Genomic DNA, 23,351 nt, shown 5'->3' with positions numbered 1-23,351 from the left:
GATAACTGCGCATTAATTCTCGCGACAAATTACGCCAATCGCAGAATCCGAGAACTTTGCGTTTCGCTTGATTTACCCGCCATGCGAGAAAGCGGCGACGAAACGTCGCGCGCCCGGATTTTGCCGATTACCCGATACTTCCTTGCCTCGCGCGTCGAGGAAAGCGAACGCCGCGCGTGCGCCGCTGATTCAGGATTCGATAGCAATCGAATGTCTCCGATTTGCGATAATCGCGTGTTTGCCGCGGATAATCGCCCAGCTATTCATCTGACCATTTCGCGGACTATTCGCTCGTTTCGTCATTACGTGCAATCGGTATCTCGAAATGCGCCGATTCGCTCACGCCGTTTGAAGGATTTTTTCCGATGCTAACTCACTCGTCCCGCGCCTCGCAGACGCGCTCGTTCACGACCGTCTTTCTGATCGAAATGTGGGAGCGCTTCGGCTATTACGGCATGGCTGCGCTGCTCGTGCTGTTCATGGTCGACAAGATCGGTTTCGCCGATGAGCAGGCCAATCTCACCTGGGGCGCGTTCACCGCGCTCGTGTTTTCGGCGCCGTCGATCGGCGGCTGGATCGGCGACAAGATACTGGGCGCGCGCCGCACCATGACCGCGGTCGCTTTCGTGCTGGCGCTCGGCTATCTGATGCTCGCGCTTCCGGTCGACACGCTCGGCTTCATGTATGCGTCCCTCGGCGTGATCGTCGTCGGCAACGGGCTCTTCAAGTCCAACGCGGCGAATCTCGTGCGCCGCATCTACGAGGGCGATGACGCGCGCATCGACAGCGCGTTCACGATCTATTACATGGCGGTCAATATCGGCTCGACGTTTTCGATGCTCGCGACGCCGTGGATCAAGGATCACTGGGGCTGGCACGCGGCGTTCGCCGTGTGCTGCGGCGGCATGGTGCTCGGCCTGCTGAATTTCGCGGTGATGCGCCGCACGCTCGCGCACATCGGTTCCGCTCCGGACGACCAGCCGATTCGCTGGAAGCACGCGTTCGCGGTGGCGGCGGGGAGCATCGCGCTGGCGGCATCGACCGTATTCATCCTGCAGCACAAAACCGTGGCGGTCGCGTGTGTCTACGCGGCGGGCGTGGCCATTCTGGCGATCTTCGGCTACATGTTGATCAAGTGCGACCGCAGCGAGCGCGCGGGCCTCGTCGCCGCGCTGATCCTCACGCTGCAGGTCATTCTCTTCTTCGTGTTCTACCAGCAGATGTCGACATCGCTCACGCTGTTCGCGCTGCGCAACGTCGATCCGTCGTTCTCGATCGGCAACGCAGAGCTGTTCACGTGGAGCGCGGCGCAGTTTCAGGCGCTCAACCCGATCTGGATCATGCTTCTGAGCCCGATTCTCGCGTTCCTTTACACGCGACAGGCACAGCGCGGCCGCGGCATGTCGGTGGCCTTGAAGTACGCGCTCGGCTTCGTCGTCGTGGCGATCGGATTCTTCGTGTTCGGTCTGAGCGGGCGTTACGCGGTGGATGGGCGTGTGTCGTCGTGGTTCATGGTGGCGGGCTACGGTCTCTATTCGCTCGGCGAACTGCTCGTGTCGGGCCTCGGCCTCGCGATGATCGCGCGCTACGTCCCGGCGCGCATGAGCGGCTTCATGATGGGCGCGTATTTCGTCGCGACGGGCGTGTCGCAGTATCTCGGCAGCGTCGTCGCCAATTTTGCGCGCATGCCGTCCGGCAACCTCGAACCGGTGCAATCGCTGCCGCTCTATACGCATCTCTTTTTCGGGCTCGGCTGGCTGGCAGCGGGCGGCGCGGCGGTCGCCATGGCGCTCCTGCCGGTGCTCGGCAGACTGTCGCGGGCGCATCAGCAGGCGGTGGAGCAGGCCGTCAACGCCGCCGCGAACGAACGCGCGACGCCGGCAGCAACGTTGAGTACAAACAACGTTTGACTTCGGGGAATGCTTCGGTCTATAATTTAATTCTTCAGACGCGGGGTGGAGCAGTCTGGCAGCTCGTCGGGCTCATAACCCGAAGGTCGTAGGTTCAAATCCTACCCCCGCAACCAGTTTCAAAAAGCGAAGAGCCCGGTTCAGCCGGGCTCTTCGCTTTTGTGCGTTCGTTTCTTCTTCGTTCTCAATGGCGCAGGTCCGGCAGCGAAAAAGCGCGACCGCTCATCCGACCGAAAATTTCCTTCCCAAGCACGAAAAGCCTGCATGAGCTGTGTGCTCATGCAGGCTTTGTGCGATCTTGCCAGCTTTAATCGATTGGGGCGCTACGATAGTGCGCGAATCCGCGAGCTTTCACGCGACCTGCGCGTGAAACCGCGACCCGATCGATCTCAGGTTGCGATGCCGATCTTGCCTAAGCAGACGAGGGCGCGATGCCCTGCGTCGATCAATAGAACTTCTTCGGCAGTTGCGCGCGACGGATCTGCTTGCGCAGACGAGCGACAGCAGCAGCTTTCTTGCGCTTGCGCTCGGTGGTGGGCTTTTCATAAGCCATGCGCGACTTGAGCTCTTGAATCAGGCCCGTGCGTTCGACGGTACGGCGAAAACGACGCATGGCGACGTCGAAAGGCTCGTTCTCTTTCAACAGTACTTTAGTCATTGAAATCTCGGTTGATCTGGCCCTGCCAGAATTTAGGGCAAAACGCAATTGTACACTTTTTGAGCGTGACCCTGCACGCACTTTGTACGAAAGCATGCATATGCGGACTCGGGAATCACATCGTAGGTCGTTGAATCGAGACGACAATCCCGGAATACCCGCGCTCAGAATCCGCGGGAGCGAGGACGCCTTCGATCGGGCTCGGCTCGGCGCGCGTCCGGCTGCTCGATCGTCACGTCGGACAGGGCGAGCGCGACGCACGGCAGAATCCAGCGTTCGGCTTTTTCCTCCGCGGTGAGTCCCGGCCATTCCACGCGATACGCGATCTCGCCTTCGACGATCCGGCAGATGCACGCACGGCAGGTGCCGTTGCGGCACGATCGCGGCAGCGACAGATTCGCCCGCAGCGCGGCTTCGAGCAGCGTCTCGCCGCCTTTCACTGCGACGAAGTGTCCGGCAGGCTCGATGACCATCGCGAAGGCGCGCGGCTCGTCGTCATTCACGCCTGTACCTCGACGTTCGCGCGGCCGTTGGTGAGATCGCGCAATTCGGCGACGGCCGGCTCGCGCGCGATCGCGGCCATCCGCACGACGAGGCGCACGGTCATCCCATATTCGCTTTGCACGAGTTCGGCGTCGTGCTGCTCGATCCATCGGCGCACGCGCGCTTCGTCGGCATAGTCGATGTCGATGCCGATCAGCCCGCGTTCGATGCGCTCGACGCGCTCGGCCGACTGCATCGCGCTTGCGATCGCATCGGTGTAGGCGCGCACGAGGCCGCCCGCGCCGAGCTTGATGCCGCCGTAATAGCGCACGACCGCGGCCAGCACGCCATCGACTTCGTGATGCCGCAGCACTTCGAGAATCGGCCGTCCGGCGGTGCCGGAAGGCTCGCCGTCGTCGGACATGCCCGACTGGCCGCCCGCGAGCAGCGCCCAGCAGACATGCGTCGCGCCCGGATGCTCGGCGCGCAGGCGCTCGAGCTCGCGCATGGCTTCGTCGCGATCCGCGACGGGTATCGCGAGCGCGATGAAGCGGCTCTTGCGGATGTCGATTTCAGCGCTGACGGAAGCGGCGAGGGTGTACGTTGGCAAAGCGGAAAACGCGCGGGAGGCAAATATCGAATCATAGCCGCTCGACGCGGCCGGTCATGCCGCAACGTCCGAGCCGTCTTTCAGCGCGCGCTGCATGAGCACTGTATCGACCCATCGCCGGTGCTTGAAGCCGACGTCGCGCAACACGCCGACATGTTCGAACCCGAGCCGCGCATGCAGCGCGATCGAGCCGGCGTTGCCGCTGTTGCCGATCACCGCGATCATCTGCCGCCACGGTCCGCGCTCGCATCGTTCGATGAGCGCCGTGAGCAGCGCGAGGCCGACGCCGCGGCGACCGAAACCATCGGCGACGTAGACCGAATCTTCGATCGTATGCCGGTAAGCCGAGCGCGGCCGGTATGCCGACGCATACGCATAGCCCGCCAGCCGTCCGTCCAGCTCCGCGACGAGATACGGCAAGCCCGCCGCCGCGATGGCCGCGTGACGCGCGCGCATGTCGTCGACCGACGGCGCGATCTCTTCGAAAGTCGCGAGCGCGTTTTCGACGTAGTGCGAGTAAATGCGCGCGATGGCGTCGAAGTCGCCTTGCGCGGCGTCGCGCACGAGCGGTCGGGAGGAAACGTCGGAGGCCATGTCTGTCGTTCGATGCAAGGAAAACGCGGTTTCTGGTCTGGCCATTTTCGCACGGTGCATCGGCGGCAAAAAAAGCTTGCGCGGGCCGTGCGGAAGACCACCAAAAGGCAGCGTTTTCGGGCAAAGAAAACGTTGAATCGAGCGATGCGCGACCCCTACACTAAGTCGTTTGTCCGAGACTCGGGCGCGGCGCAACGCACGCCGGCCACGTCGGGCAGGAAATACACAACGCGCGCGCGACAGTCTTTGCGCCGCGGTCCATAAGACGCAATGAACAAAATTCAACGTGGGGCGCTGGCGGCGCTTCTGATCGTCATCGTGGGAATCGCGGCGCTGGCGCCGGCGGGGATCGGCTTTTTGTTCGCGCAGCGCAGTCAGCGGCATGACGAGACCGCGCGCCTGAACACGGTCGCGGCCGCCGCGCTCTTTCGCGCCGAAGATGTCACGCGGCGGCTGTCGGGCGCGCTCGGGGAAATCGGCAAAGTGGCGGCCGTGCCGTGTTCGACGCCGTATCTGCAGGAGTTGCGACGCATCGCGCTCACGCACGAGCAGGTGCGCGACGCCGGCGCTTACGATCGCGACGGCCGCTGGCAATGTTCGTCGCTCCTGGGCGCGGTGTCGGCGGGCGTGCTCGACGGCCTCACGCTGCCGCCGCCCGACTGGCGCTCCCGCGACGGCGTGATGGCGTGGTACGGGCTGTCGCGTCTGCCGGGCGGCAAGTCTTCGCTCGTGATGGGGCGCAACGGCTTCTACGTCGCCGCCGATCCATCGCTTTACGTCGACACGCTCGACGCGAACGACGAGGTCGCGAGCGGCGTCGCCGTCATCAACACGGAAGTGAGCCGCGTGATCGCGACCACGCCCGCCACCGACGCCAACGCGATCCTCGCCGTCTATCGCACCGAGCCGCCCGTGCGCGACGACTCGCCGTACGTCGTGCGCCGTTCCGTGTCGATGCCGCTCGCGGTCGTCGTGAGCGCGCCGCATCAGACGCTGCGCCAGCGCCTGCGCACGCTGCCGTGGGGCTGGCTGCTCGGCGGCGTCGTGGTCGGGCTCGCGCTCGCGAGCTGGGCGGCGTTCTTCTTCGTGCGACGGCTCTCGCCGCGCGGCCAGTTGAGCGATGCGGTGCGGCGGCATCAGTTCATCGTCGCGTATCAGCCGATCGTCGATCTCGCCACGCGGCGCTGCGTCGGCGCGGAGGCGCTCGTGCGCTGGAAGTATCACGATCGCATCGTGCGGCCCGATCATTTCATCCCGCTCGCGGAGCATCAGGGGCTGATCCAGGCGATCACCGATCAGGTGCTCGACACGATCCTGCTCGAACTCGGCGACTTTCTTAAGCGCTACCCGGAGTACTACGTGTCGGTGAATCTGTCCGCGCCGGATCTCACCACGCATCGCTTTCTCGACGTGCTCGGCCCCGCGATCGCGCAGCAGGGCGTGCGGCCGGAGCAGATTCACATCGAGGCCACCGAGCGCAGCTTTCTCGACGCCGATGCCGCCAAGGAAGTCATCGGCGCGTTTCGCGAAGCGGGCCATGCCGTCTATCTCGACGATTTCGGCACCGGTTATTCGAGCCTCTCGCACTTGCAAAACTTTCGCATCGACGGCCTGAAGATCGACAAGTCGTTCGTCGATACCGTCGGGCAGGACGCGGCGTCGAGCAGCGTCGCGTCGCACATCATCGACATGGCCGCGACGCTCGACGTGCAGGTGATCGCCGAAGGCATCGAGCGTGAGGAACAGGCTGCGTATCTGCTCGCGCGCGGCGCGCGGTTCGGGCAGGGCTGGCTGTTTTCGGCGCCGCTCACGGCCGCGGAATTCATCCGCTACGCGGGCAAGACGCGCGCCGCTTGATCGGCCTCGATTCGTCCTTATCTACGATGTTTCCTGACGAGGCCCGATCATGACCACTCCGATGAACGACCCGACCGCCACCGCTTTCCTGCGCGACGTGCGGCATCCGCTGCTCGTGCTTCATCGCAGCGTGCTTGCGCATTTGCGCGCGCGCCACGAGGCCGAGTTCGGGCCGACGTCGCCGGGCGAATTCCTGCAGATCGTGATCAACGGATCGGCGTATCGCTGGCTTACGCCGTTCTCGACGCTCATCGCCGCCATCGACGACGTCCTCGACGACGAGGAAGCCACCGCCGACGCGCGCATCGCGCACGCGCAAGCCGTCGTCGACATGTTCAGCGCCGGCACGCGCGACCCGGCATTCGCCGAGCAATTCCTGCCTTTGCTGCAGGACAGCCCGGAGATCGCCGTGGCGAACGGGCAGGTCGCGCAACGCGTGCGGGACGTCGCGCGCGCGTAAATGGCGTGATCGACGGGCGCGCGGTCTATCGAAAATGCGACCTGAAAACCGCAATTTCCGGATTCCGCGCGCATCGGGGTTTTCCTGTCTGTCGCGTGCGAACAGCGTTGCGCGGCGGGCCCGTGGCCGCGTGACGGCTCACCGCGTCGTCGTGCTGCATCGCAGCAAAGACGTTTCATCACAATTGAGCGATTAATTTTCGCTTGCGAGTATCGCCGCCAATCGCCGGAGCGCTCGTAGTCGCGCTCCGCTTCTTTCAACGAAGACGATGGAGGCGACTCTTGATCCTGTACGGCTTCGGCCCGCTCCTCTGGGCGGGCGCCAAAGAGACGCTCGCGCTCGCGGTGCTGTCTCTCGCGGTATCGGTGCTGCTCGGCTTGGCCGGCGCATCCGCGAAACTTTCGCGTCACGCGCCTTTGCGCGCCGTCGCGACCGCATACACGACGCTCATCCGCTCGGTTCCCGACCTCGTGTTGATGCTGCTGCTCTTCTACAGCATTCAGATCGCGATCAACAATGTCACCGATGCCTTCGGCTGGAGTCAGTTCGACATCGATCCGTTCACGGCCGGCGTGCTCACGCTCGGCTTCATCTACGGCGCGTATTTCACCGAGACGTTTCGCGGCGCGTTTCTGGCGGTGCCGCGCGGGCAACTCGAAGCGGGCAGTGCGTACGGCATGAGCGGCATGCGCGTGTTCGGCCGCATTCTCTTTCCGCAGATGATGCGTTTCGCGCTGCCGGGCATCGGCAACAACTGGCAGGTGCTCGTGAAGGCGACGGCGCTCGTGTCGATCATCGGTCTCGCGGATGTCGTCAAGGCGGCGCAGGACGCGGGCAAGAGCACGTTCAACATGTTCTTCTTCATCCTGATCGCGGCGCTGATCTATCTCGCGATCACGAGCGCATCGAACCTCGTGTTGATGGCGCTCGAGCGCCGCTATTCGATCGGCGTGCGGCACGCCGAACTCTGACTCCTGCCAGCGAGCAAAAAGCCATGATCCAGATCTTCGCCGAATGGTGGCGTCCGTTCCTGTATTCCGACGGCATGCGCGCGTCGGGCCTCGTCGTCACGTTGTGGCTGCTCGCGGCGTCGATCGCGCTCGGCTTCTGCGCGGCGGTGCCGCTCGCCTGCGCGCGCGTATCGCGCAACCGCTGGCTTTCGACGCCCGTGCGCCTCTACACGTACGTGTTTCGCGGCACGCCGCTTTACGTGCAACTGCTGCTGCTCTACACCGGCATGTACAGCCTGGAATTCGTGCGCACGCAGTCCTTGCTCGAAGCTTTTTTCAAAAGCGGCTTCAATTGCGCGATCCTCGCGTTCGCGCTCAACACCTGCGCCTATACCACCGAAATCTTCGCCGGCGCGATTCGCGGCATCGCGCACGGCGAAGTGGAAGCGGCGCGCGCTTACGGCATGAGCACCTTCACGATGTATCGCCGCATCATCCTGCCGTCCGCGCTGCGGCGCGCCTTGCCTTTGTACAGCAACGAAGTGATCCTGATGCTGCACGCGACGACCGTCGCCTTCACCGCGACCGTGCCGGACATCCTGAAGGTCGCGCGCGATGCGAATTCGGCGACCTATCAGTCGTTCGAATCGTTCGGCATCGCGGCGCTGCTGTATGTCGCGATCTCGTTCGCGCTGGTCGCGGCATTCCGGCGCGCCGAGCGGCGCTGGCTCGCGTATCTGCGGCCGGCGGGCGCGGTGCGCGCTGTGCGTCATTAACGAGCGGTAAAATTCGAAGCCATGCGTCACACCCTGTCATCACCCGAGGAGAAAGCGTTGCAGCCAACCGCCAAAGACGTCGCGACCAAGCTCGTCGCCGAGGACATTCACAAGCGCTACGGCGACAACGAAGTGCTGAAGGGCGTCTCGCTCGCGGCCAAAGCGGGCGATGTGATCAGCATCATCGGCGCGAGCGGCTCGGGCAAGAGCACGTTTCTGCGCTGCATCAACTTCCTGGAGCGGCCGAACGCGGGGCAGATCATCGTCGATGGCGAAGCCGTTCGCACCAAGACCGATAAATCCGGCAATCTCGAAGTCGCGGATCACAAGCAGTTGCAGCGCGTACGCACGAAGCTCGCGATGGTCTTCCAGCACTTCAACCTGTGGTCGCACATGACGGCCATCGAGAACGTGATGGAAGCGCCGCTGCATGTGCTCGGCATATCGAAGAAGGAAGCCGAGGATCGTGCGCGCGAATATCTCGAGAAAGTGGGCCTGCCGCCGCGCGTCGAGAAGCAGTATCCGTCGCATCTGTCGGGCGGTCAGCAGCAGCGCGTCGCGATTGCGCGCGCGCTCGCGATGCATCCGGATGTCATGCTCTTCGACGAACCCACGTCCGCGCTCGATCCCGAGCTCGTCGGCGAAGTGCTGAAGGTGATGCAGCGTCTCGCCGAAGAAGGCCGCACGATGATCGTCGTCACGCATGAAATGGGCTTCGCGCGCAACGTGTCGAATCACGTCATGTTCCTGCATCAGGGACGCACGGAAGAAGAGGGCGCGCCGTCCGAAGTGCTGAGCGCGCCGAAGAGCGAGCGTCTGCGCCAGTTCCTGTCGGGCAGCCTCAAGTAACGTGACGCTGCAAGTTGCGATCGTCGCGCTGCCGCCGGTGTCGATGAGCGGCATTGGGCCGATCATCGACAGTCTTTCGCTCGCCAATGAAATCGACGGGCATCGTCTCTACGAATGGCGCATCTGTTCGTGGGACGGCCGTCCGGTGCCGCTTTCGGGCGGCGCACAGCTTCCCGCCGATTGCGCGTTCAACGACGCCGTGCGTTGCGACTGGCTCATCGTCGTGTCGGAGCGCTATCAGCAGTTCGCCGATTACCGGCTCTTTCTCGCGAGCCTCGCGCGCGTCGCGCCGCGTACGCCGCTCGTTTCCGGCATTCATCACGGCGTATGGTGGCTCGCGATGGCCGGGCAGCTTTCGCAATATCGCGTCGCGGTGAACTGGGAAACGTATCAGCAGTTCACCGAGCAGTTCGAGCGCGCGATCGTCAGCCAGCAGATTTTCGAAATCGACCGCGATCGCGCTACTTGTTCCGGCGGGCAAGCGGCCATCGATTTCATGCTCGCGATGATCGCGCGCGATCACGGCCCGGACCTCGCGGAGCGCATCGCGGATTCGCTCGGCATCGGCACCTTGCGCGCGGGCACGGAGCGTCAGCGCATTCCGTTCGTCACGGCGCCGGGCGAGCGGCATCCGCGCCTGAACGACGCGCTTCAACTGATGGAAGCGAATATCGAAGACCCGCTCGCCACCGATGAAATCGCGAATCTCGTCGGCATTTCGCGCCGGCAGCTTGAGCGGCTCTTTCGTCAGTATCTCGGCGCGATGCCGTCGAAGTATTACCTCAATCTGCGTCTCACGAAGGCGCGCACGCAACTGCAGCGCACGAGCAAATCGGTGGTGCAGATCAGTCTCGCGTGCGGGTTTTCATCGGCGGCGCATTTTTCCAATGCGTATCGCGACCGTTTCGGCGTGACGCCGCGCGAGGAGCGCCGTAACTGGATCGAAAAGCAGCGCGGCGGCGCGATCGACGAACCGCGCGGCGGCGCGCTGATCGAGCCGCCCGGCGCGGCATAGAAGCTGCACGGTATCTGCGGAAAAGCTCATCGAAGCATGTCGCGAACGCGCAAGACGGAACGCGGGCGATTGCCTAATATCGACGTAATGCTCAAACCGAGGAGTGGCTCATGACCGACATCAATGTGAATCGCGGTACGTTCGACGAAGTAATGGTTCCGGTGTTCGCGCCGGCCAATTTCGTGCCCGACCGGGGCCGCGGCTCGCGCGTCTGGGACACCGAAGGCCGCGATTATGTCGATTTCGCCGGCGGTATCGCGGTGACGGCGCTGGGCCACGGTCATCCGGAACTGCTGAAAGTGCTGCACGAGCAGGGCGAGAAGCTCTGGCACATCGGCAACGGTTACACGAACGCGCCGGTGTTGCGCCTCGCGAAACGCCTGACCGATCTCACCTTCGCCGACCGCGCGTTCTTCGCGAATTCGGGCGCGGAAGCCAACGAAGCGGCGCTGAAGCTCGCGCGCCGTTACGCAATCGACAATCACGGCGACGACAAGATCGAAATCATCTCGTTCACCCAGTCGTTCCACGGGCGCACGTTCTTCACGGTGAGCGTCGGCGGACAGCCGAAGTATGCGGAAGGCTTCGGTCCGCAGCCGGCGGGCATCCGTCATCTGCCGTACAACGATTTGCCGAAGGCGCTGGAAGCCATCGGGCCGAAGACGTGCGCGGTCATCGTCGAGCCGGTGCAAGGCGAAGGCGGCGTGCTGCCCGCCGATCCCGCGTTTTTGAAGGGCTTGCGCGAAGCCTGCGACAAGCACGGCGCGCTGCTGATTTTCGATGAAGTGCAGACCGGCGTCGGCCGCACCGGCACGTTTTACGCGTACATGCAGTACGGCGTGACGCCGGACATCCTGACGAGCGCGAAGGCGCTGGGCAACGGCTTTCCGATCGGCGTGATGCTGACCACGAACGACATCGCCGCGCACTTCAAGGTCGGCGTGCACGGCACGACTTACGGCGGCAATCCGCTCGGCGCGTCGATCGCGGAGAAAGTCGTCGAACTCATCAGCGATCCGAAGCTGCTCGAAGGCGTCGCCGAACGCAGCAAAGCGATCAAGGCGCATCTGGAGCGCATCAACGAGCGCTTCGGCATGTTCAGGGAGATTCGCGGACGCGGCCTGCTGATCGGCGCGGAACTGAACGACAGCTACAAAGACCGCGCGAAGGACGTACTCAACGCGGCGGCCGCGAACGGCGTCATCATGCTGATCGCGGGGCCGAACGTGCTGCGCTTCGCGCCGTCGCTCATCATGCCGATGGCCGATCTCGACGAAGGCTTCGCGCGCATCGAAAAGGCGATCGAGCAGGTCGTCGGCACGGTTGCGGTCAAGTGACCAACGGAATCCGATGATGCTCTTCGTCCGCCCCGCAAGACTCTCCGATCTCGACGAGCTCGAACGCATGGCGCGCGCCGCGCTGCCCGTGCTGCACTCGTTGCCGCGCGACCGGCGCGCGCTCGAAACGCGCGTCGCGCTCTCGGAAGACTCGTTTCGCGCCGAAGTGGAATTTCCCGGCGAGGAGTTCTATCTCTTCGTGCTCGAAGACTCGCAGACAGGCAAGTTGCTCGGCACGTCGAGCATCGTCGCGTCGGCGGGGTATTCCGAGCCGTTCTACGCGTTTCGCAACGATGCGCTGATTCACGCCTCGCGCGAACTCAAGGTGAACCGAAAAATCCACGCGCTCACGATGTCGCACGAACTGACGGGCAAGAGCCGTCTGACGGGCTTTTATATCGATCCGTCGTTGCGCGACGAAGCGAACGAAGCGGCCGCGCATCTCTTGTCGCGCGCACGCATGATCTACATCGCGGCGAATCGCAAGCGCTTCTCCAGCGAAGTCTTCTCGCTGATGCTGGGCGTCACCGACGAATCAGGCGCGTCGCCGTTCTGGGACGCGGTCGGACGCAAGTTCTTCGGCCGCGACTTCGAACAGGTCGAATCGGAATCGGGCGGACGCAGCCGCACGTTCATCGCGGAAGTGATGCCGAGCTATCCGCTCTATGTGCCGCTGCTGCCCGGCGATGCGCAGCGCGTGCTCGGCGAGCCGAACGAAAGCACGCTGCTCGCCTACGACATTCATCTCGAGGAAGGCTTCGAGCCGGATCGTTACGTCGATATTTTCGATGCCGGTCCGGTGCTGACGATCGCCGTCGACAAAAGCGCGTCGGCGAGTTCGGGCGAATTGCGCGCCGTGCGCGATGCCGCCGTCGAAAGCGGCGCGCCGTATCTCGTCGCGGCGGGCGGCGCGCATGCGTTCCGTTGCATCGTCGCGGGACTCGCGGGCACGCGCGCGGACGGCGCCGAATTGACCGCACAGGCGCGCGATGCGCTCGGCGTCGAAGACAAGGACACGGTGCGTTGCGTGCCGTTGCATCAGGCATCGGGAGAATTGCAATGATCGTCGTGCGATGCACGCAGCCGGGCGATGTCGACGCGCTCGTCGCGCTCGCCCAGGAAACGGGCCCGGGCCTCACCACGTTCAAGCCGGATCGCGGCGCGCTCGCGGCACGCGTCGAACGCGCGCGCCGCACGCTGACCGGTGAAGCGCAAGCCTTCGAAGCAGGCTATTTCTTCGTGATGGAAGACACCGCGACCGGCGATGTCGCGGGCGTGTGCGGCATCGAAACGGAAGTCGGACTGGAGCAGCCGTTCTACAACTATCGCGTATCGACGGTCGTGCACGCGAGCCAGGACATGCGCGTGTGGACACGCATGTCGCTGCTCAATATCTCGCACGATCTGACGGGTTATGCGGAAGTCTGTTCGCTCTTTCTCAGCCCGCGCTATCGCACGGCGGGCGTGGGCGGCCTGTTGTCGCGCTCGCGCTTCATGTTCATCGCGCAGTTCGCGGATCGCTTTCCGCAGCGTTTGTGCGCGGAATTGCGCGGCCACTTCGACGAAAACGGCGAGTCGCCGTTCTGGAACGCGGTCGGCTCGCATTTCTATCAGATCGATTTCAACGAAGCGGATTACCTGAGCTCGCACGGCAAGAAGTCGTTCGTCGCCGAACTGATGCCGCGCTATCCGGTGTATCTGGACTTGCTGCCGGAGACCGCGCAACAGGCGGTCGGCGTCACGCACAGGGACACCGCGCCCGCACGCAAGATGCTCGAGGCGGAAGGGCTGCGTTACGAGAATCACGTCGATATCTTCGATGCCGGTCCGGTGCTTGAATGCCACATCGCGGACTTGCGCACGGTGCGCGAGAGCGTGATCGCGCGCGTGCGTATCGGCGATCGAAGCGACACGGGCAGCGATGCCAAAAGCCTCGTATCGAACACCTTGCTCGAAGATTTCCGCTGCGGCGCGACGACGGGCGCGATCGAGGACGGCGCGTTCCTGCTGACGGCGGAAGAAGCCGCGGCGTTGCGCGTGAAGGAAGGCGATCAGGTGCGCGTGCTGACTTCTCATCCGCGCGCCAAGTAAATGAGACACGACATGGATATTTCGAACCAGTTGTATATCGGCGGTGAGTGGCAGGACGGCAAGGGCGCGGCGTTTGCATCGCGCAATCCCGGCACCGATCAAACCGTGTGGCAGGGCAAGAGCGCATCCGCGCAAGACGTGGATCGCGCGGTGTCGTCGGCGCGGCGCGCGTTCGCGTCGTGGTCGGCGCTGTCGTTCGACGAGCGCGTCGCGGTCGCCAAACGCTTCGCCGCCTTGCTCAACGAGAACAAGGAAGCGCTCGCAAACGCGATCGGCCGCGAAACCGGCAAGCCGCTGTGGGAAGCGCGCACGGAAGTGGCGTCGATGGCCGCGAAGGTCGATATCTCCGTGCAGGCGTATCACGAGCGCACCGGCGAAAAGCGCGCGCCGATGGCCGATGGCGTCGCGGTGCTGCGGCATCGTCCGCATGGCGTCGTCGCCGTGTTCGGGCCGTACAACTTTCCGGGGCATCTGCCGAACGGACATATCGTGCCGGCGCTCATCGCGGGCAATACGGTCGTGTTCAAGCCGTCCGAACTCGCGCCCGGCGTCGCGGCCGCAACCGTCGCGCTGTGGATTCAGGCTGGCTTGCCCGAAGGCGTGCTCAATCTCGTGCAAGGCGAAAAGGACACGGGCGTCGCGCTTGCGAATCATCGGCAGATCGACGGGCTTTTCTTCACCGGCAGCTCGGATACCGGCACGCTCTTGCACAAGCAGTTCGGCGGACGTCCCGAAATCGTGCTCGCACTGGAGATGGGCGGCAACAATCCGCTCGTCGTCGCGAACGTCGAGGATGTCGATGCCGCCGTGCATCACGCGATTCAATCGGCGTTTCTGTCGGCGGGCCAGCGCTGCACCTGCGCACGCCGTCTCTTCGTCCCCGACGATGCCGTCGGCGAGCGCTTCATGCAGCGCTTCATCGAAGTGAGCGCGAACATTCGCGTCGGGAAATACGACGATGAGCCGCAGCCGTACATGGGCGCCGTGATCTCGGCGCGCGCGGCGGCGCGTCTCGTCGATGCGCAGACGCGTCTGATCGAAGCCGGCGCGAAGCCCGCGCTCGAAATGAAGCAGCGCGCGGCGCATCTCGGCTTTGTCTCGCCCGCGATCCTGGACGTGACGAACGCGCGCGACGTCCCCGACGAAGAGCACTTCGGCCCGATGGTGCAGGTCACGCGCTACAACACGTTCGACGAAGCCATCGAGCGCGCGAACGACACCGCTTACGGCTTGTCCGCGGGCCTGCTCGCCGACGACGAATCCGCGTGGAAGCATTTCCAGCGCACGATCCGCGCGGGCATCGTCAACTGGAACCGGCCGACCAACGGCGCATCGTCGGCGGCGCCGTTCGGCGGCATCGGACGTTCGGGCAATCAGCGGCCGAGCGCGTACTACGCGGCGGACTATTGCTCGTATCCGATGGCCTCGGTGGAAAGCGCGCAATTGCAGATGCCGGCGAGCGTATCGCCGGGACTTACGTTCTAAGCGGCGGAAATGAACATGCTTGCAACCGAAGCGAATTTCGACGGGCTCGTCGGCCCGACGCACAACTACGCGGGACTCTCGTTCGGCAACGTCGCGTCGCGCAACAACGAGAAGTCGGTGGCCAATCCGAAGGCCGCCGCGAAGCAGGGCTTGCGCAAGATGAAGCGGCTCGCCGATCTCGGCTTTCGGCAGGGCGTGTTGCCGCCGCTCGAACGCCCGTCGATCAGGCTGTTGCGCGCCGTCGGCTTTTCCGGCGACGACGCCAGCGTGATCGCCCGCGCCGCGCGTGAAGCGCCGGAACTGCTGGCGGCGGCGAGCTCCGCATCGGCGATGTGGACCGCGAATGCGGCGACCGTGAGTCCGTCCGCGGATACGGAAGACGGGCGCGTCCACTTCACGCCGGCGAATCTCGCGGCCAAGCTGCATCGCGCGATCGAGCATGGCGAAACGCGCCGCTCGCTTGGCGCGATCTTCGCCGACGAAGCGCGCTTTCGCATTCATCACGCGCTGCCCGGCACGCCCGCGCTCGGCGACGAAGGCGCGGCGAACCATACGCGTTTTGCGCGCGAGTACGGCGAGAAGGGCGTCGAGTTCTTCGTGTACGGGCGCAGTGAGTACGGCCAGGGTTCGCAGCCGCAGCGCTATCCCGCGCGTCAGACGCTCGAAGCGAGCCGCGCGGTCGCGCGCCTGCACGGTTTATCCGCCGATGCGACCGTGTTCGCGCAGCAATCGCCCGATGTGATCGATGCGGGCGTGTTCCACAACGACGTCATCGCGGTCGGCAATCGCACGACGCTCTTTTGCCATGAGCGCGCGTTCGTCGATCAGCACAAGGTCTACGACGAGCTACGCGAGAAGCTCGGCGCGCAAGGCACGCCGTTTCACGCGCTCGAAGTGCCGGACAGCGAAGTGAGCGTCGAGGATGCGGTTTCGTCGTATCTCTTCAATAGCCAGTTGTTGTCGCGCGAGGACGGCAGGCAAGTGCTCGTCGTGCCGCAGGAATGCCGCGAGAACGCGCGCGTGGCGGCGTATCTCGATTCCCTCGGCGGCCGCAAGACGCCGATCGACGAAGTGCTCGTCTTCGATCTGCGCGAAAGCATGAAGAACGGCGGCGGGCCGGCTTGTTTGCGTCTGCGCGTCGTGCTGAACGACGCCGAGCGCGCCGCGGTGAACCCGCGCGTGTGGATGAACGACGCGCTTTTCACGCAACTCGACGCGTGGATCGACAGGCATTACCGCGATCGCCTCGCGCCCGCCGATCTCGCCGATCCGAAACTGCTCGCCGAATCGCGCGGCGCGCTCGACGAACTGACGACCATCCTCGGACTCGGTGCCGTCTATGACTTTCAGCGCTGATTCGTCCTTGCTCGAAGACTTCCTCGCCTTCACGCTCAACGGCGGGCGCCCTTCCGTCGCACAGGGCGTCGCGCCTTCGGGCGTGCGCTGGACCTGGCAGGGCGAGGGCGTGTTGCTGCTGGAACCCGCGACAGAACCGACGCATAGCGTGCTCGCGTCGGCGGGCATTCACGGCGACGAAACCGCGCCGATCGAAATGCTGTGCTCGCTTGTCGCGGATATCGCGAACGGCCGCGCGCCGCTCGTCGCGCGCATGCTCGTGATCCTCGGCAACATCGACGCGATGCGTGCCGCCGACCGCTATCTCGACGACGACCTGAATCGCCTGTTCAGCGGCCGTCATGCGGATTTGCGCGACAGCCGCGAAGCACCGCGCGCCGCTGAACTGGAAGACGCCGCGTTGAAGTTCTTCGATGGCGTCACGCATCCGAAATGGCACATCGACATGCATACGGCGATTCGCGCGTCGGTGTTCGAGCAGTTCGCGTTACTGCCGCACACCGGCGCGCCGCTCGCCCGCGCGATGTTCGACTGGCTGCGCGATGCGCGTCTGCAGGCGGTGCTCCTGCATCGCGAGAAGGGCAACACGTTCACGCACTTCACGGCGCAGCACGCGGGGGCGCTCGCCTGCACGCTCGAACTCGGCAAGGTGCGCCCGTTCGGTCAGAACGATCTCGCGCGTTTTGCCGCATCGGATGCGGCGTTGCGTCGCCTGATTGCGGGCGAGGCGGCGAAGGAAAGCGCGCCGCTGCGCGTGTTCACGGTCGTCGCGCAAATCGACAAGCAGAGCGAGCAATTCGTGCTGAACGTGGCGAGCGACGTGCCCAACTTCACCGCGTTCTCCGCCGGCACCGAGCTCGCGCGCGACGGCGATTATCGTTATCGCGTGTCGCACGACGAAGAGCGCATCGTGTTTCCGAATCCGAAGGTCAAGCCGGGCCTGCGCGCCGGCTTGATGGTCGTCGATACGACCGATTCGACGCTCGCCTCTCTCGATTGACCGGCAACGGTTCATCGATTCACTTCCCGATGTTTATCCGACGCACCGCGGGTGCGCGCTACAATCGCGCCCCGGTGTCGGATCATCACACCTGTATCGAACCGCAATGGAAGGAGATGGAAGTTGAAGAAATCGCATCTGATCGGTCGCAAGCTCGCCGCGCTGGCGGTGCTGGGCGCCGCCGTCGTCGCGTCGAACGCGCAAGCGGCCGATGACATGAAGCAACTGCGCTTCGGCGTCGAAGCGTCTTACGCCCCGTTCGAATCGAAGTCGCCGAGCGGCGAGCTGCAGGGCTTCGATATCGACATCGGCAACGCGGTGTGCGCGAAGCTGAAGATGAAGTGCGTGTGGGTCGAGAATTCGTTCGACGGTCTCATTCCCGCGTTGCAGGCGCGCAAGTTCGACGGCATCAACTCGGACATGACGATCACCGACAAGCGCAAGCTCGCCATCGACTTCACCGATCCGATCTACACGATCCCGAATCAGCTGATCGCGAAGAAGGGCAGCGCGATTCAGCCCACGGTCGACGGTTTGAAGGGCAAACGCGTCGGCGTGCTGCAGGGCTCGATCCAGGAAACCTACGCGAAGGCGAAGTGGGCGACGGCGGGCATCGATGTCGAGTCGTATCAGGCGCAGGACCAGATTTATGCCGATCTGGCGTCGGGCCGTCTCGATGCGGCGTTCCAGGATGCCGAAGCGGCGTCGAAGGGCTTTCTGAAGCAGCCGCAGGGCGCGGGCTTTGCGTTCGCTGGCCCGGCCGTGGCGGATGACAAGCTGCTGGGTTCGGGCGTCGGCTTCGGCGTGCGCAAGAACGACAAGGCGCTCAAAGATGCGCTCAATCGCGCGCTGAAGGAGCTGAAGGACGACGGGACGATCGATCGCTTCGCGCAGAAGTATTTCGATGTGAAGGTGGTGTTGAAGTAAGGCTTCGGTTTGCCGGATGTGAGAAGCCCGCTTCGGGAGTGGTCCCGGGAGCGGGCTTTTTTTAGGTCACATCGACGGCGTGACGATCACCGTCGCCGTCGTCCCCGCACTGAGCAGCACCCCATCCGGCACTTCATCGATATGCACGCGCACCGGCACGCGCTGCGCGAGCCGCACCCAGTTGAACGTCGGGTTCACGTCGGCGAGCAGCTCGCGGCTTTGCGGATTGTCGCGATCATAGATGCCGCGCGAAATGCTCTCGACGTGCCCCTTCAGCTCGCCGCCGCTCATCAGGCGAATCGATGCCTTGTCGCCGATACGCACATGCGGCAGCTTCGTTTCCTCGAAGTATCCATAGACCCAGAATGAATGACTGTCGACGATCGCGAGCTTGGCGGCGCCCGCCGTCGCGTAGTCGCCGCGAAACACGTTCAGGTTGGTGACGTAGCCGTCGACCGGCGAGAACACTTTGGTGCGTTCGAGATTGAGCTTCGCGGCATCGAGCGCGGCCTGCGCCTGCTGCAACTGCGCTTCGGCGGTCGATGCGGTCTGCATCGCGTTTTCGCGCGCTTCCTTCGATACGACGAGGCTGTCCATGTCGGCGCGGCGCGCGGCGTCCGCACGGCGCATGCGCAATTCGGCCGCGCGCGCGGTGACGTTCGCCTGCGCCTGCTCGACCGCGATCCGGTAATGCGACGGATCGATCTCCATCAGCAGATCGCCCTTCTTCACGGACTGATTGTCACGAACCGGCAACTGCACGACCGCGCCCGACACGTCCGGCGCCACGTTGACGACATCCGCGCGCACGCGGCCATCGCGCGTCCACGGCTCGTCCATGTAATGCACCCACAGCACGCGCCCGATGACGAGCGCGACCGCGAAAATGGCGATCGTCAAAACCAGCCCGATGATTTTCCTGAGAATCATGATGCGAACTCTTTTTCAGCTTGTATGAAGGTGATGTCGATTCAGCGATACGCGATGAGCCCGAGCGTCCCGCAAATGCAGACGAGCAGACTCGCGCGAAACAGCGCCGGATGCCAGACCACGCGATAAAGGCCCGTCAGCGCGAGCGCGCGGTCGACGACCCATGTGATCATCGCGCCGGCGATGAAGAGCAGCAGGATCGTCGGCACATAGGCTTCGAGGATCGCGACGTTACGCGGGAACATGGTCCGCTCCTTCTGGCGTGTGTTTCCGAACCGGCGCACCGTGCACGAAGGGCGCGAACGGCGATTCGTGATCGAGCAGCGCGGTCCGGACAAAATGAAGATGACTGGCGATGCGCTGCAGCCGATGCTTTTCCTCGCGCGGCAGATCGAACCGCGCGAGCACATCCCGCGTATCGTCGATCGCGCGTTCGGTCGCGGCGAGCGTGGCGTCGAAGCGCTGCGCATTCGGGCGATCGAAAAGGCGCGCGATGGCGTCGAGCGTCGCGTCGATCGAGCGGCGCCACGGCATCGACGCCGCGTACTGCGGCGCGTTCGACAGCCCTGCGATCTCGCGTCGCAGATCGATCACCGCGTTGCCGAATTCGAGCACGGCGAAGAGCCATTGCAACGCATCGCGCTGCAAGTCGGGACGTCCGGTCGCGAGCGCGTTGATTTGCGCGAGCAGATCGCGCGTGCGGCTTTCGAAGTGCGTCGTGAGACGCGTGAGACGCCCATGGCGCGCGCTCACGACTTCGCGCCGCAGATCGCTGAGCAGGAGACGCCGCAGCCACGGCGCATCGGTCGGCAGCAGGACGGCGAAGGCGACCGCCGCGACGATCATCGACAGCACGAGCGCGAGGGCATCGTTCATGTAGCTGGTCGGATCGTAGTGCACGAGATTGTCCGGCCCCGCGAGAAAGCAGAAGAAGATGCAATAGCCGATGCCCACGCCGGCGAGCGCGCGCCGCGTGCTCAGATACGCGCCGAGCAAAAGCGCGGGCGCGAGCGCGGCGCACATCATCGCGAAGCCCTCGATATGCGGAAACACGCCGAACACGACGATCATCCCGGCGACGGCCGCGAGCATCGTGCCGAGCGCCATTTGCGCGGACATGAGCGTCGGACGCGGCGACGACGACGCGAGCGCGCACACGGCCGCCGCGTTGAGCACCATCGTGCCGCCGCTCGGCCACGCCGTCGCGATCCAGAACGCGGACAGGACGAACATCACGATCGCGCCGCGCAGGCCCGAAATCGCCGCGGCGAGCAGGTTCGTCTTCGGCACGTAGCGCGCGATCCAGCGCTCGCGTTCGTGCGACGGCGAGCTCAGCGACGCATACGTTTCGGCATAGGCGAGCATGTCGTCGACGAAGCGATACAGCAGTTCCGTCGCGGTATCGAACTCCAGTTGCGCGAAGTCCGGATCCGCTTCGAGCGCGGCACGCGTCGCGCGCACGCGCCGGGGCAGTGCGGCCTTGTAGTCGCGCAGTTGCGCGGCGGCGTGCGCGGCATCGGCGGCGTTTTTCACCGGTTCGCCCGATACCGAGAAGAGCGGCGGCACTTCGCGAAAGAATGGCTCCAGCGCGGCGATCGTCGTCGCCGATGCGTTCTCGCGCAGCCGGTTCATCAACTGATGCAGCGCGTGAAAGCGCGTCGACGCGCTCATGAACTCGCTGTTGAGACGTGCGAGCCGCCCGCCGCGCATCCGCGATTCGGGATTCTCGAACACGGCGACGCTGCGCGCGGCCTCGAAGCCGACGATATCCGACACGAACGCGAGATTGGTTCGCTCGATCTGCGCGCGTTCCATGTTGCCCGACAGCGCGCGGCACACGTAATCGACGAACTGCGCGAAGCGGCGGCGCACCGTCGTGCGAACCTGCTCGCCCGCGTGCTGCGGAAAGACGAGCGCGCTCACCGCGCCGGAACACACGATGCCGAGCGTCACTTCGCCGACGCGCGTGAGCGCCGACAGATACGCGGCCTCCGGATGCTGCGCCGCCGGAATGCCGATCAGCGCGGCCGTGTAACCGGCGAGCACGAAGCCGTACGAGCGGAAGTTGCGATTGCGCGCCGCGCCCGCCGTGCAGACGCCGACCCACAGCGCCGTCGCCGAGAGGAACAGCACCGGCTGCTGAGAGAACAGGCTGATGAAGATCATCATCACGACGAGACCGACCATCGTTCCGCAGAAACGATAGAAGCTCTTTGCGAGCACCATGCCGCTTTGCGGCTGCATCACGACGAACACGGTGGTCATCGCGGTGCGCGGCTGCGCCATGTCGAGGCGCATCGCGATCCACAGCGACAGCAGCGCCGCGAGCACCGCCTTGAAGATGTAGATCCACGCGAGGCCGTCGGTGCGCGCCCAGTCGAGCACGACCTCCTTGAGCGGCTGTCGTCCGATGAGAGAAGCGGGCGTCGACATGCTCAATCCCGTGCCTTGCTGAACGGCCCGATATGCTTCGACGGCGCGAGCGCGGTCTGCTGCGGCCCGTTCGACGGATCGTCGATGCCGCCGCCGAGCGCCGACGTCAACGTCGCGTAGGACGCGAGGCGTTGCGCGCGCACGCGCGCCTCGCCGTCCTGCGCCTTGAGCAATTGCGTCTGCGCGATCAGCACGTTCAGATAATCGGTGAGGCCGCGCTTGTAGCCTTCGTTCGCGAGATCGTAGTTCTTGCGCGCGGCGGCGACGGAGCGGCCCGACGCTTCGAGCTGCGTATCGAGCGAATGCACGCGCACGACCTGATCGGCGATGTCCTTGAGCGCGGCGACGAGCGTCGCGTTGTAATGATCGACGGCCTGATCGTATTGCGCCGATGCCGCGCCGAGCTGCGCGCGCAGGCGTCCGCCTTCGAAGATCGGCAGCGAGATCGCGGGGCCGAAGCTGTAGCCCGATGCGTCGCGCGTCAGGAACGAGAGCAGCGCGCCGCCCGCGAACGCCTGCGTCAGCGACGCAGCGAGATTGATGTTCGGATAGAACCCGGCCTTCGCGACATCGATGCCACGCGCTTGCGCGGCCACCATCCAGCGCGCCGCGACGATATCCGGCCGATGTCCGACGAGTTCCGCCGGCAGCGCGGAGGGCAGGGGGAGCGGCGTGGCGAGCGACAGGTCGGGACGCGTGAGCGCTTCGCCCGCGCCGGGGCCGTCGCCGGCGAGCGCCGCCAACTGGTTGCGCGCCAGTTGGATCTCTTCCTTGTAGACATCGACCTGACGTTCGTACTCGGGCAAGGGCGCTTCGGCCTGGCTGACTTCGAGCTGCGTGCCGAGCCCGCCTTTCAAACGTCGCCGCGCGAGATCCGCGATGCGCTCCTGCTGCGCGAGCGTCTGCTCCGCGATATCGAGCAGCGCGAACGACTGCGAAAAGCCGATATACGCGCGCACGACGTTCGTTTCTAGTTCGAGTTGCGCGGCGCGGGCATCGGCGGCCCGAACGTGTGCGACGTCCAGCGCGCGCTCGGCGTTGTTGTCGTCGCGATGCCAGAGATCGAGGTTGTACGACAGCGACAGGCCCGCGGTGTTGTCCCAGGTGGTCGTGTCGGCGTACGTGCCCGGGCCGTAGAAATCGTTGTTGGGCCAGTTCTTGCGAGCGATGCTCATCGAGCCGTCGACGTGCGGCAGCAACTCGGAGTGCGCGACGCCCGCCTGTTGCTGCGCTTCGCGCACGCGCGCCGCGGCCATCGCGAGCGTGGGGCTGCCGGCGGTCGCGCGTGCGATCCACGCGTCGAGTTGCGGGTCGCGATAGGCGCGCCACCATTGCTCGGCGGGCCATTGGGCGTCTGCGTTGGCGGCGCGAATGGCGCTGCCGGCATCGAGCGTCGCCGCGTCCGTGAGGGAATCCTGCGGCGCGATTTTGCCCCTGCTTGCGCATCCACCGATTGTTAATAGTGCTGCAAGAACGGCCGCGCCTGCAGCGCTTCTGGACAGTCGTCCCCGCACGATTCACTCCTAAAATGAATTTGATGCCAAGAAGTGATTATATTTTTGCGCAGATTGTCGAATAACCCGTAAGGATGCAAAGCATTTTTACGAGGGATGTGATAATCGTTGTTGTT

General features: G+C 64.6%; 22 protein-coding genes and 1 tRNA gene. 15 read left to right on the top strand and 8 right to left on the bottom strand.

Going from position 1 to position 23,351, the window contains the following annotated elements; genetic code table 11:
* The first annotated feature begins 365 nt into the window (after positions 1-365).
* Positions 366-1,910: a peptide MFS transporter gene (locus BG60_RS16545; protein WP_034472099.1), complete on the top strand. Its 1,545-nt coding sequence runs from the start codon at positions 366-368 to the stop codon at positions 1,908-1,910.
* Between the two features lie 39 nt (positions 1,911-1,949).
* Positions 1,950-2,026, top strand: a tRNA-Met gene (locus BG60_RS16540).
* 329 nt (positions 2,027-2,355) lie between these two features.
* Here the strand turns inward: BG60_RS16540 and rpsU are convergent.
* From rpsU to BG60_RS16520, 4 genes are all read right to left on the bottom strand, one after another.
* Positions 2,356-2,568 (bottom strand): 30S ribosomal protein S21, encoded by a 213-nt coding sequence (gene rpsU / locus BG60_RS16535; RefSeq protein WP_006999077.1) that lies wholly within the window; start codon positions 2,566-2,568, stop codon positions 2,356-2,358.
* Between the two features lie 164 nt (positions 2,569-2,732).
* Positions 2,733-3,041 (bottom strand): 2Fe-2S iron-sulfur cluster-binding protein, encoded by a 309-nt coding sequence (locus tag BG60_RS16530; protein ID WP_034472170.1) that lies wholly within the window; start codon positions 3,039-3,041, stop codon positions 2,733-2,735.
* 26 nt (positions 3,042-3,067) lie between these two features.
* Positions 3,068-3,661, bottom strand: coding sequence for an IMPACT family protein (locus BG60_RS16525; protein WP_051996529.1), 594 nt, complete (start codon positions 3,659-3,661; stop codon positions 3,068-3,070).
* Positions 3,662-3,715: 54 nt separating this feature from the next.
* A complete protein-coding gene (locus BG60_RS16520; protein ID WP_034472093.1) occupies positions 3,716-4,255 on the bottom strand; it encodes a GNAT family N-acetyltransferase in 540 nt (179 codons plus the stop codon).
* 270 nt (positions 4,256-4,525) lie between these two features.
* Between BG60_RS16520 and BG60_RS16515 the strand changes: the two genes are divergently transcribed.
* From BG60_RS16515 to BG60_RS16455, 13 genes are all read left to right on the top strand, one after another.
* A complete protein-coding gene (locus BG60_RS16515) occupies positions 4,526-6,112 on the top strand; it encodes an EAL domain-containing protein (protein WP_008350376.1) in 1,587 nt (528 codons plus the stop codon).
* Between the two features lie 61 nt (positions 6,113-6,173).
* On the top strand, positions 6,174-6,572 hold the full coding sequence (locus BG60_RS16510) for a hypothetical protein (protein WP_033537211.1): 399 nt from the start codon (positions 6,174-6,176) through the stop codon (positions 6,570-6,572).
* Positions 6,573-6,853: 281 nt separating this feature from the next.
* A complete protein-coding gene (locus BG60_RS16505) occupies positions 6,854-7,543 on the top strand; it encodes an ABC transporter permease (protein ID WP_008350371.1) in 690 nt (229 codons plus the stop codon).
* Positions 7,544-7,566: 23 nt separating this feature from the next.
* Positions 7,567-8,298 (top strand): ABC transporter permease, encoded by a 732-nt coding sequence (locus BG60_RS16500; protein WP_008350370.1) that lies wholly within the window; start codon positions 7,567-7,569, stop codon positions 8,296-8,298.
* Positions 8,299-8,319: 21 nt separating this feature from the next.
* Positions 8,320-9,147 carry an ABC transporter ATP-binding protein gene (locus BG60_RS16495; protein WP_051996525.1) on the top strand — a complete coding sequence of 276 codons (828 nt, stop codon included), beginning with the start codon at positions 8,320-8,322 and terminating at the stop codon, positions 9,145-9,147.
* A gap of 43 nt (positions 9,148-9,190) precedes the next feature.
* Entirely contained in the window at positions 9,191-10,162 is a 972-nt protein-coding gene (locus tag BG60_RS16490; RefSeq protein WP_235366349.1) for a GlxA family transcriptional regulator, read from the top strand.
* Between the two features lie 110 nt (positions 10,163-10,272).
* Positions 10,273-11,499 carry an aspartate aminotransferase family protein gene (locus BG60_RS16485; RefSeq protein ID WP_034472090.1) on the top strand — a complete coding sequence of 409 codons (1,227 nt, stop codon included), beginning with the start codon at positions 10,273-10,275 and terminating at the stop codon, positions 11,497-11,499.
* A gap of 16 nt (positions 11,500-11,515) precedes the next feature.
* Positions 11,516-12,562, top strand: a complete 1,047-nt coding sequence (aruF, locus tag BG60_RS16480; protein ID WP_033537219.1) for an arginine/ornithine succinyltransferase subunit alpha — start codon at positions 11,516-11,518, stop codon at positions 12,560-12,562.
* Complete coding sequence (astA, locus tag BG60_RS16475) at positions 12,559-13,590, top strand: arginine N-succinyltransferase (RefSeq protein WP_034472088.1); 1,032 nt, start codon at positions 12,559-12,561, stop codon at positions 13,588-13,590. Before aruF ends, astA begins: the two co-directional genes overlap by 4 nt.
* Positions 13,591-13,602: 12 nt before the next feature.
* Entirely contained in the window at positions 13,603-15,075 is a 1,473-nt protein-coding gene (astD, locus tag BG60_RS16470; RefSeq protein WP_034472087.1) for a succinylglutamate-semialdehyde dehydrogenase, read from the top strand.
* A 15-nt stretch (positions 15,076-15,090) separates the two neighbouring features.
* Positions 15,091-16,431, top strand: coding sequence for an N-succinylarginine dihydrolase (gene astB, locus BG60_RS16465; RefSeq protein ID WP_008350361.1), 1,341 nt, complete (start codon positions 15,091-15,093; stop codon positions 16,429-16,431).
* Positions 16,415-17,431 carry a succinylglutamate desuccinylase gene (gene astE / locus BG60_RS16460; RefSeq protein ID WP_034472085.1) on the top strand — a complete coding sequence of 339 codons (1,017 nt, stop codon included), beginning with the start codon at positions 16,415-16,417 and terminating at the stop codon, positions 17,429-17,431. Before astB ends, astE begins: the two co-directional genes overlap by 17 nt.
* 123 nt (positions 17,432-17,554) lie before the next feature.
* On the top strand, positions 17,555-18,358 hold the full coding sequence (locus BG60_RS16455; protein WP_034472083.1) for an ABC transporter substrate-binding protein: 804 nt from the start codon (positions 17,555-17,557) through the stop codon (positions 18,356-18,358).
* A gap of 66 nt (positions 18,359-18,424) precedes the next feature.
* On the opposite strand, the gene BG60_RS16450 is transcribed toward BG60_RS16455, so the two are convergent.
* The 4 genes from BG60_RS16450 to BG60_RS16435 are packed head-to-tail and all read right to left on the bottom strand — an operon-like array spanning position 18,425 to position 23,235.
* Entirely contained in the window at positions 18,425-19,288 is an 864-nt protein-coding gene (locus tag BG60_RS16450) for an efflux RND transporter periplasmic adaptor subunit (RefSeq protein WP_034472081.1), read from the bottom strand.
* A 41-nt stretch (positions 19,289-19,329) separates the two neighbouring features.
* Positions 19,330-19,533: a DUF1656 domain-containing protein gene (locus BG60_RS16445; RefSeq protein ID WP_008350357.1), complete on the bottom strand. Its 204-nt coding sequence runs from the start codon at positions 19,531-19,533 to the stop codon at positions 19,330-19,332.
* On the bottom strand, positions 19,520-21,721 hold the full coding sequence (locus BG60_RS16440; RefSeq protein ID WP_051996523.1) for an FUSC family protein: 2,202 nt from the start codon (positions 21,719-21,721) through the stop codon (positions 19,520-19,522). The genes BG60_RS16445 and BG60_RS16440 overlap by 14 nt, the downstream gene beginning before the upstream one ends.
* Before the next feature lie 2 nt (positions 21,722-21,723).
* Positions 21,724-23,235 (bottom strand): efflux transporter outer membrane subunit, encoded by a 1,512-nt coding sequence (locus BG60_RS16435; RefSeq protein ID WP_034472078.1) that lies wholly within the window; start codon positions 23,233-23,235, stop codon positions 21,724-21,726.
* Between the last annotated feature and the right edge of the window lie 116 nt (positions 23,236-23,351).

This window comes from Caballeronia zhejiangensis (genome assembly GCF_000698575.1).
In the GTDB taxonomy this organism is placed as follows: Bacteria; Pseudomonadota; Gammaproteobacteria; order Burkholderiales; family Burkholderiaceae; genus Caballeronia; species Caballeronia zhejiangensis.
This window is presented reverse-complemented; position numbering and strand designations above follow the sequence as displayed.